At 39.1% G+C, this 11,608-nt stretch carries 7 protein-coding genes and 4 pseudogenes; 1 reads left to right on the top strand and 10 read right to left on the bottom strand.

Annotation, left to right across the window (positions count from 1 at the left end):
- Positions 1-24: 24 nt before the first annotated feature.
- The 10 genes and pseudogenes from JCM21738_RS03325 to JCM21738_RS03280 all read right to left on the bottom strand — a co-directional run bounded on the left by JCM21738_RS03325 (position 25) and on the right by JCM21738_RS03280 (position 10,391).
- A pseudogene (locus JCM21738_RS03325) lies at positions 25-1,818 on the bottom strand (ABC transporter ATP-binding protein).
- Between the two features lie 11 nt (positions 1,819-1,829).
- Positions 1,830-3,010, bottom strand: a pseudogene (locus JCM21738_RS03320) (nucleotidyltransferase domain-containing protein).
- Positions 2,997-3,473, bottom strand: a complete 477-nt coding sequence (locus JCM21738_RS03315) for a lasso peptide biosynthesis B2 protein (protein ID WP_023625831.1) — start codon at positions 3,471-3,473, stop codon at positions 2,997-2,999. The pseudogene JCM21738_RS03320 and the gene JCM21738_RS03315 overlap by 14 nt, the downstream one beginning before the upstream one ends.
- Positions 3,474-3,479: 6 nt before the next feature.
- Positions 3,480-3,776 (bottom strand): lasso peptide biosynthesis PqqD family chaperone, encoded by a 297-nt coding sequence (locus JCM21738_RS03310; RefSeq protein ID WP_023625832.1) that lies wholly within the window; start codon positions 3,774-3,776, stop codon positions 3,480-3,482.
- Positions 3,766-4,707: a phosphoenolpyruvate carboxykinase (ATP) gene (locus JCM21738_RS03305; RefSeq protein ID WP_023625833.1), complete on the bottom strand. Its 942-nt coding sequence runs from the start codon at positions 4,705-4,707 to the stop codon at positions 3,766-3,768. The genes JCM21738_RS03310 and JCM21738_RS03305 overlap by 11 nt, the downstream gene beginning before the upstream one ends.
- Positions 4,708-4,814: 107 nt before the next feature.
- Positions 4,815-4,940, bottom strand: a complete 126-nt coding sequence (locus JCM21738_RS23765; RefSeq protein ID WP_023625834.1) for a paeninodin family lasso peptide — start codon at positions 4,938-4,940, stop codon at positions 4,815-4,817.
- A 14-nt stretch (positions 4,941-4,954) separates the two neighbouring features.
- Positions 4,955-6,893, bottom strand: a pseudogene (locus tag JCM21738_RS03295) (asparagine synthase-related protein).
- Between the two features lie 196 nt (positions 6,894-7,089).
- Positions 7,090-8,762, bottom strand: a pseudogene (locus tag JCM21738_RS26560) (acyl-CoA dehydrogenase family protein).
- On the bottom strand, positions 8,759-9,124 hold the full coding sequence (locus JCM21738_RS03285) for a MerR family transcriptional regulator (protein WP_023625837.1): 366 nt from the start codon (positions 9,122-9,124) through the stop codon (positions 8,759-8,761). The pseudogene JCM21738_RS26560 and the gene JCM21738_RS03285 overlap by 4 nt, the downstream one beginning before the upstream one ends.
- 103 nt (positions 9,125-9,227) lie before the next feature.
- Entirely contained in the window at positions 9,228-10,391 is a 1,164-nt protein-coding gene (locus tag JCM21738_RS03280) for a murein hydrolase activator EnvC family protein (RefSeq protein ID WP_023625838.1), read from the bottom strand.
- A 207-nt stretch (positions 10,392-10,598) separates the two neighbouring features.
- Between JCM21738_RS03280 and asnA the strand changes: the two genes are divergently transcribed.
- A complete protein-coding gene (gene asnA, locus JCM21738_RS03275; protein WP_173401217.1) occupies positions 10,599-11,588 on the top strand; it encodes an aspartate--ammonia ligase in 990 nt (329 codons plus the stop codon).
- Positions 11,589-11,608: the final 20 nt, after the last annotated feature.

The raw sequence follows: 11,608 nt of genomic DNA, 5'->3' as shown, positions 1-11,608 counted from the left end.
ATACTTTTTGGGAATTATTTTCTCTTATGATGACATTAGCGCATTCTGTTGTTTTAGTAACCCACTAAAAACACCCGATGAATCGCTAGCGAGCTGTCCATACCTTCCACTTTGAATTACTTTTCCTTCTTCCATTACTATCACTTGATCTGCATTACGAATAGTAGATAAGCGGTGAGCTATTACGATGATCGTCATTTTTCCTTTAAGTTGCTCTAAGCTAGTTTGTATTTTCAATTCATTTTCTGTATCTAATGCACTGGTAGCTTCATCTAATATAAGAATGGATGGATTTTTCAGTATTGCCCTGGCAAGTACAAGTCTCTGCCTTTCTCCTCCAGAAAGCTTAATACCTCTATCACCTATTTCTGTATCAAGACCTTTTGGCAACTTTCTAACGAATTCCGCAGCTGCAGCAAACTCTAACGATTCCCATATTTGTTCTGTTGTTACTTTTGGATTAATCATTTTAAAATTCTCTCTAATACTCGCATTAAAAAGAAATGGATCCTGGGGAACATAGCTAATGGCCATTCTTAATGAACTTAGCATTTTATCTGTCAATAACTGATTATCAATGTGGATTTCTCCCTTTTCAGGTGAATGAAGGCCCATTAAAATATCAATTAATGTACTTTTCCCGGCTCCTGACTTTCCTACTATAGCTGTCATTTGATTAGCAGGTATCTTTAAACTGATATTTTGTAAAGCATACTTTGGAATGGTCTGATCATAACGATAAAACACCTCCATACATTGAATCCCTTTATTTAAAACTATAGGAGACACATTGGATCTCTCTACTTTATTTACTGTTTCTCTCGAGATATTGCATTCTAATTGCAGATCATTTAATGCCTTAAACGCTGGCAACGTTGAGGCTAATTGTTCGAGATTGGACTGAATGCCTAATATCCTTGGCCATAATCGGCTAAAGATGACAATAATCAATAGAAACTGTGACGGCTGTGAATTGAACATTTTTACGGAGAAATAAATAAATGTGGCAATTAGGATAGCAGATGATATTTTATAGAATAACTGTGATGATATCTTAATTTTTATATACTCTATCTGTTCTGCATACATGCTGTGAACAACCGAGCGAATCCAGTTAATCCTCGAATCTTCCAAAGTATTGCTTTTAATATCCTTTATCCCGTTTAGTTGATCCGTTATTCCTGCTAAATATTCTTGAGATATCAGTGAAGTTTTTTTTTCCAAGTAATTTTGACTCTTTTATAAACCTCCGCGAAAAAAATGATAAAAATAGGCCACTTAGGAGCACGAATATCGTCATCTTTGCAGATAACCAAATTGCAAAGCAGATTTGAATCAAACTAAAAATTATGGAAGTTAGCAGTTGTATAAATTGGTACACTCCCCCAGATACCCTTGCCAATTCAATAGTCATCACATTAATTAAATCTGACTTCTTTTTCTTGTGAAAAATCCCCAATTCGATCTCAACAATGCCTCATATGTTTCTATCCTTAATAACCCAATAAAACCATGGGCAATTTTCACATTTCTCATATTCAAGTTTTTATCAAACAGGTTTTGTCCAACAACCAATAAGACATAGGTCAGTAGAATTATAGGTAAACTTAAAGTCTCAGGTACAGAATGCAAGATATCGAAAAGCCCTTCTTTCCCAGAATCAAAATCCACTATCCCACTTAAGTTAATTAAGGGAACTAGTAATAATATGCTTATTCCCTCCAAAAAGCCAATTACAGCCATACCTATGATATTCCAATAGAGGATGCTTCCTGAAAAAGAAAATAATCGTCTTATATAATATAAAAAGGAATTCATTGAACATCCTCCTAAAACATTGCCTGCTTCCTTTTTCTTCTCAAAGCCCATAGAAATGGTCTCAAAGGAAAATACATAAAATGAAACGACTTCGGCAATGGGAAAAATTGAGCATCCTCAGGATAAGGGAATAAAAAACTAAGAATAAATAATACTTTTTGCTTGAAAGTCATTAATAGGAATAAATGATTTTTATGGTAATGAGCTATATTTTCTGGCAATGGTTCTACATGGAGATCAATCATTTGTTCAATGTAAAATAGAGCTCCATTAGCCAACTTCTTTGTTTTTTTGATTCGGTTATATCGTTTAATTCCAATGGAGTAAATGAATTTAATAAATCAGAAGCAAGCCGTAATGCCTGCCCTCCTACTGGAGTAAGTTGATATTGTTTCAGGAGCCTTTTAATGCAGTTCCAATCTAGATCAAGTTTAACCAACTTGTCGATGTCTATTAGCCATCGAAGCCTAGACCATCCATGACGGGCTCCATGTGAAGTCAAAAATACATATAAATCTTCATTACCCAATATATACACAGGAAAATCTGAGATTCTGCTTTGCTTCTTCCGAGTCCATAAATCTTCAAAAGGTTGATTCCATGATGGGCCTGGGTTTAACCTCCAATGTACTTCCACTTTTATTTTCTTTTGTGGATGAATGAAAGTGATATGATGATGCCTCCATTTCCAGTCATTTAGAACAGTCAAAATATAATCGTCTTTTATATACCCCCGTTTTAACAGAATATTCTCAGCTCGTTCTAAATCTCTAATTGGGATGAGAACATCAATATCTGAGGAAGTTCTTAAAGAAATATCCCCATATAAATGATCTCCAAGTACGGGCCCTTTCAGAAATAATGTTCTAATATTTTGATCCATGAAAAGTCTAGAAATACTTTCTGTTTCCCCAGCTAACATCAACATCTGGAAAACATTCTTTTGATAATATTGCTTTAATCGCCCTATTACCTTAGGGGGCACAACGTTACTCTTGATTACATTCATCTTTTTGTAAATAATGGGATAGACACGGTGGTGAAGAGTAAGTTGAATAAAATGCTCCCAATTAATATCAGCAAATCTCTCTTTTTCATTCAAGAGATTGTTTTCTTCGTATTTTGAATTTAAGAAAAAAAGCAGTAGCTGCAATTCTTTTGAAAAGTGCCTTTTTTCACTAGTAATCCCCATTTGTAAATTCCTCATATTCAATATTTTTTTTATTTGAGAACTTGCTTACTACTGTAAAACGGTTCATTTCTTCTGCCCCACTTACATAATAGCTACCACTTCTGAGCCATGCATGAGCAATCAACTTGCCCGTTTCATCCTTTGCGGTACCTAAATATAATGTACTGTTTATCCCACGCCTTTGAAGCATTTTCATACCTGCAATAGCTTTTACTAAACATTTGCTTTCCCACGGTGTATATCGACTTATGATATGTATTGCATTGGATATTTTTCTAACTGTCTCATAAACCGAAAACTCCTCTTGGAATGAAGATTCATCCATGTAAGTACCTAACATAGGAGAAACTTTTTTAAATGGAAAAAGCTTAAGAACACGAGCCCATGCCAAATGGATTATGGTCTCCATAAACAATAGTCTTTCGCTATTATTTAAATTGTATAATATGATAAATTTCCGCATTTCACCTCACCTATTTAATACTTCAATTAAACATTCTGAAGACAAATTGGTTAAAAACGAAATTAAATGGCTCTCACAATCTTTCTTTTCAACATCAAACTCTTCCATTAACATATAAATTAATCGTTCGATTGAAATCGGTTCTTTAATCATTTCCCAAATAACTCCTCCTATTTCCCCAAGATTATAATAATTCCCATTATCAATATTTAGCATCACTTTTTCTCCATCCATGTCACTCACAATATTTCCTGGCTTCTGAACAACCTTACTATCTAATAAAATCTTTTCCTTAGTCAACATTTAGACTCTCCCCCTCACTTATCTTCTTTAAGATCTTTTCTACTAATTCAGGTGCCGTAAAACTCGTTGAAGGACGATATATCTGGTACATACTAATTTGTTTTATAATCCTAGCTGATTCTGAAAAATGCCATTCGAGCAATCCTAGGCGCGAGATTAATGATTGTCGAAAAGTCTGGTTAAATAAAAGTCGAAACCTCTCTAGATTAACGACTGGCATTATAGAAACATTCTCTTCTTTCGTTTTGATAATCTCAAAAACCCCTGCAAGCGGTAAAGAACAATCACAGTAATTAGATTGAACTGGAACAGCAAATTTGTTCTCTCGTTCAAATAATGGTTTATAATTATTTGAATCCATTTCAAAGTTAAGTAAGCTTTCTTCCCAAAGCTTTTGTTGAGGATAAGTTGGATTTACATAATATACTCCGTTTTTGCTCATAGAAACTGGTATAATATCATCACTTAACATGTTAAATCCTCTATTAATAAAAGCAGAAGCAAGTGTTGATTTACCGGCACCCGAATGTCCTACGAAAGCATATGCTTTCCCGTAAATATCAATGGCACTACCATGCAAAGCAAAGATTTTTCTTTGCATCAAGATGACCCCGATACAGGTACCCAAAATATAAAGACGGATTTTATTTGGATCTGCATTTGGCTTGGGTGAAACAATTATCTTATGTCCATCCTTCACTAGAAACGTTGCTGTATCTCGTATTCGAAACATGATGGTGTTTCCCTCAACAAAAAATTTTCCATTATCCTTAGTTTTACTTGACCAAATTTGATTCAAATCTCCTTCTGTTATTACTACCTCATGTAATTCATTCCTATCTCCTGCGACCTTCAATTCCGGTAAGGTTATCATACTTTTTATTTTCAAACCAAATGCTTCATAATGAATGCTTGCATCAGTACCAATCATGTTTTCCACTCCATATTATGCAAGAAAAATTTTTAAAAATAGCCCTCATACATAAAAACTGCATAAGGGCCTTTTAGTCATTAAAAAAATTAAATATGACGAGAGATTTAACTATAGTGAACCATTTCGTCTTGGTCCGGTTGAACAGCATCAGGAGTTTTAATTCCTGGTCCAGCCATTGTCATAGTGACATTAAGTACTTCTAACTCTGGTTTTTGCCATTGCTTTTTCATTCTTTCACCTCCTCTCAAGAAATCTTTTTTAAGTACCGATAAAAGATTAGGCTTCTCATTAAAATCCTAAAATCGAAATCAAAAGCATATTCTGGGCTGGGTTCGTGCTTTATCTTAACTATGGCCCTCTTTAATACTGATTGATTTAGGTAGTACTCAGATATAGGATCCTCACTCATTGTTTCTAACTCCTCTATGAAAGTGTCCCAGTAAGATGACATGCGATAAACACCATCCGCTCCTTGAACCCCCCTGGATTTCATATTCATTCTTACTTTATCTGGTAATAAATCTTTTGTAGACCTTCTAACAAGTGCCCTATCCAACCCATTTCTAACAAATTGTTCTTCTGGTACTGAAAGACAAAACTTAATTACATTTAAATCATTAGTCGGATCTCGTTCCCAAACGGAGTAGCGCAAAGAGAGTTTAGCACCATATGTTCCTGTTAAACTCCAATAGTATAACTGCCTAAACTGTCTATCTCTGACTTCATATGCACTCGGACTTTCCGATAAGGTAACATCGATGCCGTGTTCTTTCAATTTCGAAAATACATTTGTGTCCTTAGCGAACTTAGGGTTAATAATCATCGGAAATTGAAATGACTCAGTAGGATTTATTAATTTGTTTAATGCAGGAAATGCTTTTTTTCGAGCAGCCACCATAATCTTTGATCGTTGCACACCAATGTTCCTACTATATTGGTTCAATTCTTGATAGAGATTTATCAATCGGAATTTTTTAAGTAGGTCTGCATAAAAATCTAAAACCGGTCCCCAAGATATAGTCCAATTCCCCCTCTGACCATTTAGCAGCACTCCAACTTTCTTCTCTTGTGCTTTTTCATACATCCCTCTTAGCCAAAAAGTATTCTCAAAGAATTTATAAGGCGTTTCCATAGTCTCCAACCAATCGTCAATTTCGGTAAATGGACTTCTTTCGCTAAAGCTATAGTAGTGATCATGAATATTGCCTACATGGTTTACAGTTGCCTTAACATAGGGACTTTCATCGGCTACTCTGCTTTTATGAGTCCAATCCTGGAACTTCTACGGGTACATAACTGTAGGTATTTAGCTTTTTATTCTCTTGTATTAATAGTTTTCCAGCAAAGCCTACTACTGAACCGGAATCCAATCCACCACTTAAGTGCGCTCCTACATTATGATGTGTTCTAATTCTTGATTTGACTGCCTTTTGGAACACATCTCGAAATGCTTCTTCATACTCTTCGTCTGATTTTAGTTTTAGTTCCTTGTTACCTTCCATAAGGTAACAATATCTAGATAAAATGACCTTTTCATCATTTACACTAATAGAGTGAGAAGGTGCCAACTGTTCTATTTGTTTATAAGTAGTGGAAGATGGATCAACAGATTCAAAGTTTACGGGTATCGCCAAAAACTCAGCCATCCACTGTTCATTCAATTCCTTCTTAACTCCTGGCAATGAAAGCAACGGCAAAATGGTAGTACAAAACGCAAATCTCTCATGGTCCTTGTAATAATACAAAGTTCTTGATCCGGAAAAATCTCTCGCTCCAAATAATTTCTGGTTTCTCTCATCCCAGATCATATAAGCGAAGTCCCCTACGAGGTGTTTTGGGGATTCTTCTCCCCATTTATAGTAAGCTAGCAAAATGAGCTGGCTATCTGGCATGTGCTTCTGTTTTGACCGCTCGACTTGTAGCTTTTCGAATAGTTCTTCTCTATTATCTATGATGGCATCTGCAGTGATGACGCATTGTCTTTCGGAATCATAGAAAGGCTGTTGCTCTCCGACGGATTCTGGTGTGATCCATTGCGCATGGTTTCCAATGAAGGCATTGTGTCTGTGCCAGACTTGGATATCATCTGCCGGGAACTTTTCAAGACTTTTCATTATGTTCCTTCCATGTTCGAAGGGAACTGGCTCTTTTTTTAAGTGAATGATTCCTGCAATTGCGCTCATCTTTTCCTCCTGGCATGGTGTAACTTAATAAAGAATTTGGACGTTCTTTATATAGAACATATAATTAAATTACCATCTATGATTTACAGTGTCAACAACCTTGGAAGAATTTATTTTCAAAGTATTTAAGTAGTCAGAATTCCTGTTTTCTCGACAAAAAAACAAGCCTATACCGACCTAGGCTTGTTTTAATCTTTTAGATAGCGGTTTCTTTCTCGTATTCCTCTAAAGCCAATACTACATCAAAGTAATCGACGGATTTCAATTGTTCATTGAACTCATGTCCTGATTTCCAAGTTTCTACTATATAGACCTCCATCACCTTCACCGCCCGTTCATCCCCACTCGCAGCATACTCCAAAGCATTCACACTCTCAAAAATCTTCACCATCAATTGTGCCACACGCTTGGAATGAAAAGTCTTATGATCATGTGATGCCTTTTGCAGAGACAACAACAGTTTCTCCAGCTGCTCTATTCCACCGCGCACCTGGTCTACATACTCACCTTCCATCCCAGCAACACGCTCTTTCATTTCCTCCAAAAACAACTCTCCAGCACCAAACTTCTCCATCAACCTCAATACCTCAAGCCCCAGGATATTCGCTGTCCCCTCCCATACGGTCAGCACTTGGGCATCCCTAAGCAACCTCGGCGTGACAAAGTCTTCAATATACCCATTCCCACCGTGCATTTCAATTGCTTCATGAGCAAAATGTACGGCTTGTTCTGCGGTTTCTTTTTTCAGCAGGGCGATGTAGAGCCTGTTCAGAACGATGTCTTTTTCTGATACTCCCGGCTCATTCCTCATGACTTTCTCAAACAACGGCAAGTACTTGAAAACGGTTCGGGTTTCGACTTCGAGCTTCGCTGCCATTTTTACAAGAGAATCCTTAATCATTGGGAAATCGGCCAACTTCTTGCCAAAGGCGTCGCGTTTCAATGCGTATTGTCGTGCTTCGCTGTAGGATCGGCGCATGATGCCGAGGGAGGCGACGGTGTTGCAGACGCGGGAGAGGTTCAGTGCTTCCATCATGTAATAGAAGCCTTTTGTTGGATCGCCAACTACATAAGCTTCTGCTCCGTCGAATTCGACTTCGGCGGATGGGACTGCGCGTACTCCGAGTTTATCTTTGAGTCTGCGAATTTTTATGCCGTTCAGCTTTCCGTCTTCTTTGCGCCATGGGACAGCGAAGAGTGTCAGACCTTTTGTGCCGGATGGGGCACCTTCTTTCCTTGCTAAAACCATGGCGACTCCGCACATTCCTGCGTTGGATGCGAAGTATTTTTCTCCATAAATTTTGTAGCCGTCCGCTATCTGGACTGCCTTCACTACGTTTGCTCCGACATCGGATCCGCCCTGGCGTTCGGTCAGGAAGGTGGCGCCTTCGTATAATGTTGTTTCTCCTGTTGATAAGACATGAGGCAGGAATTTTTCTTTTAGCTCTGGAGATGCGTATTGGTCTAATAAATATGCTGTTGCCATTGTCAGTGTTACCGGGCAGTAAAAGCCTGCCTCGGTCTGAGACAGCAGATAACCCTGGGCATAGGAATAAATATAATTTCCCCGGCGGCCTAGTTCTGGTATTTCTTTATGGACGTAGCGACAATGCCGGTATTATATGAATCTTCGACCGTTTTACGATAACCATCATTCACCCAGACTTCAGAGATGTCGTCTCCATAAGCATCGAACTTAATCAGCTTTGGCTGCCCTTCCCTGTCGGTAAACCTTGCCCTTTCTTCAATTTCATTGGCACATTTTTCACCGAACGCATTCAACTCCTTGTCCGCATACGCAAAAAATTCCTCATCCAATAATTCCTTCAGCAATGCCCTAAACTGCGGTTCTTCTTCGTAAAAATTCATCCTTGTAACCTCCCCTTAAATTCAGTCATCAGTCTTTCGATTTCTTCTTTGATTTCGACGAGCTCTGTTATTCTTTCATTCACTTCTGCAAGTTTCTCTTCTCCATACTGAATGGTCCGCTGCAGTTGTTTTTCGCCGGACCGGTCCTCGTCGAATAGCAGCACCATTTCTTTAATTTCCTCAAGCGAAAAACCGAATCGCTTTCCGCGGAGGACGAGTTTCATCTTTGCTACATCACTGCTGGAATACATCCGCCGTCCTCCTTCAGTGCGAGTAGGCCTCAACAATCCAAGCTCTTCATAATAACGGATGGTTCTGGTTGTAATCCCAAATTCCTCAGCCAGATCGGAAATAGAATTCATAAGTAAAACCTCTTTTTTACAGAATAATCAGTAAATAAATTATACCATTGACGTTAACGTAAAGAACAACTGTAAAAAGCCAGATTCGCAAATTGAATCTGGCTCAGTTTCTAACGTATACAAGCGGATCAACGCTGTTTGATTTTTCATAGTTCCACTGGCCTTCATGGATTTCGAAGTGGAGATGCTTGCCTCTGCTGTCACCGGTGTTGCCCATGTAGCCGAGCATTTCGCCTTTGCTGATGGATTGCCCGGTGGTGACAGTGCTTTTTTCCAGATGGGCGTAAAGGGTGGTGAATGTCTTGCCATTGATCTTATGGGTGATCAGGACGCAGTTGCCATATGTAGCCGAATAATAGGAGCGGATAACAGTTCCGGAAGCAGCAGCGACAACCACAGTGTCAGGCGATTCATCAGCGATGTCAATTCCGGCGTGGAGCTTGCCCCATCTTGGACCGTAACCAGAAGTCAGCTCGCCGCTAGTCGGCATGATGAATACGTCTTCCGGGTTCGCAGCGAGATACTCCTCACGATGATTCTGCTTTTCTTTTAAAATCGCAATCTCCTGAGATGCGAGATTGACATAGACCTCATACATGTCCATCAGCTTTGATTCGCTTTCCCGCTTTGTGTCCTGAACAGTATCAAGCAGACGTTGCTTTTCTTCCGCCTTCTTTTTCAATTGATCTTGCAAACTCTGCATTTCTTTTTGGTCCTTCTCGAGTGAAACAATCTCCTGCTGGAGGAAAATCTCTTGATCCTTCAATATTTGCAGGTCTGCCTGATGTTCTGCCACTAACTCTTTATCCGCTTTTATGATGGTACTTACGACAGTCGCCACCTCTAGCAATTGGGACAGATTTTTAGAATCAAAGATTATATCCACGTACATTCCCAACCCGTCCTGTGCCTGCATAGTCCGCAGCCGTTCCTTGATCCGCTTTTCGCGCTTGAAGATGATGTCAGTGAGCTCCTCGATTTCCGCTCTCAAATCTGCTACAGATTTCACTGAGCCATCGAGGACGCTTTGAAGGTCACGGATTTTCTGGTTGACCACTGCCACCTCATCGTCCAATGCCTTGAGTTCGAAGAGATATTTTTGCTCCGCCTCATCCATTGCGTCGATTTGCGCTTCTTTTTTGGTGAAATCCTGCTTAAGATTCAGTCGTTGCTGGCGGATGTCCGATAGTTCTGCTGATTCAGCGGGATGAATCCCTGCCATGACTAGTCCAATTGCGATTGCAGCCGCCCATCCTTTTTTCCTCATCTCACGCCCCCTACTTATTAATTCTATTAACTAGTATATAGGCACTTCAATACTAAAACTGTCGACTTCTGTTGTCGCTTTTCGTTTTTGCAGAAGGACAGTAGCTACTTTCACTTCCTGCTGTCATAAAGTAAATGGATGTTTGCGGAATTACTTTAAAGTGCTAAAATAATATGGAGAGGATGATCAAAATTGAGCAATGCTGCTTTGAAGTATCAGTCAAAACTGAATTTAAGAGAAACAGAAGTTGCGATTAAGAAGACGAAGGATTTTTTTGAAAGCAATCTTGCGGAGGCACTGGACCTGACTAGAGTGTCGGCCCCAATTTTTGTAAGAGGCGGGAAGGGAATCAATGATGACTTGGCTGGAAATGAACGGATTGTTTCCTTTGACGCACTTGATGTGGATAACGAAAGGATTGAAATTGTTCAATCTCTTGCCAAGTGGAAAAGGATGGCGTTGAAGCGGTATGGTTTTTCTCTAGGGGAAGGACTTTATACCGACATGAACGCAATCCGGCGTGATGAGACACTCGACAATCTTCATTCCCTTTATGTCGACCAATGGGACTGGGAAAAAGTAATCTCCCGAAAGCAGCGGAATGTGAATACACTGAAATCCACTGTTGAAAAAATTTACGATGTAATCAAAAGGACGGAAAGTTTTTTAGCAAAACTTTATCCCGTTTTGAATCCCATCCTGCCGAAAGAAATAAGCTTTATCACCTCACAGGAACTGGAGGATTCGTATCCTGATCTTTCACCAAAGGAGCGAGAGGATACAATCACAAAGAGGTACGGAGCAATCTTTATTACTCAAATAGGGCATGAGCTTCAATCAGGCCAAAAGCATGATTCCCGTTCACCTGATTATGATGATTGGAATCTCAATGGCGACCTGTTGCTCTGGTATCCACCTTTAGAGCAGGCAATCGAAATCACTTCAATGGGTGTCAGGGTTGATGAAAAAGTTTTATTAGAACAACTGAAGCTGGCCGGCCAGGAACAACGCACACAATTGGAGTATCATCAGGCGTTATTGAATAAAGAACTTCCTTACACCATCGGCGGCGGAATCGGGCAATCACGGCTGTGCATGTTTCTTCTGCAAAAAATCCATATTGGTGAGGTACAGGTATCTGTTTGGAATGAGGAAACGATGAAAGAGTGCCAGAAACGGAACATTCTTTTATTGTAAAAAAATCTAAGTCCCGACTC

The organism is Mesobacillus boroniphilus JCM 21738 (assembly GCF_000517385.1).
GTDB lineage: Bacteria > Bacillota > Bacilli > Bacillales > Cytobacillaceae > Mesobacillus > Mesobacillus boroniphilus.
Note: the sequence above shows the minus strand (reverse complement) of the source record. Positions and strands in the feature narration are given on the sequence as shown.